General features: G+C 49.6%; 1 pseudogene. It reads left to right on the forward strand.

The features are described 5' to 3' along the window. Positions 1-9: 9 nt before the first annotated feature. Positions 10-506 (forward strand): annotated as a pseudogene (locus ACFQZI_RS19820) (DUF6443 domain-containing protein); the annotation flags it as partial.

Below are 506 nucleotides of genomic sequence, written 5' to 3' on the forward strand. Positions count from 1 at the left end.
TATGATAAGATGGGCAACATTAAAAATCTGACCAGGGACGGAACGGCCTATACTTACGATTATTCCTACTCGACGCCGGATGGGAACCAGTTGAAAATGATAACCGGGATGATGGCAGGCAGCTATCATTATGATCTCAACGGCAATATGGACACTGATGCCCGGTCAGGCAATAGCTTAACTTATAACATACTGAACCTGCCTGCCACGATAACCAAGACCAATTTGAACATTAGCTATATTTACAACGCAGCGGGTCAGAAGCTGAAAAAAGTAAGTGTGGTAGGGGGTGTATCGAACACGACGGATTACATCGGCGGGATCGTTTATAATTACCCGACCTCAACAGGCCCGGGCGCGGTCAGCTTTGTGCAGACAGAAGAGGGTAGGGCGGCCAGGAGGTCGGACGGGACATACCGTTATGAATACGACCTGAAGGACCATCTTGGCAACGTGCGCCTGACGTTTCAGAGGAACGCGAGCCAATTCAAAGCGGAGCGGTTACA

The sequence above is a fragment of the Mucilaginibacter lutimaris genome (genome assembly GCF_042676625.1).
GTDB classification, from domain to species: Bacteria; Bacteroidota; Bacteroidia; order Sphingobacteriales; family Sphingobacteriaceae; genus Mucilaginibacter; species Mucilaginibacter lutimaris.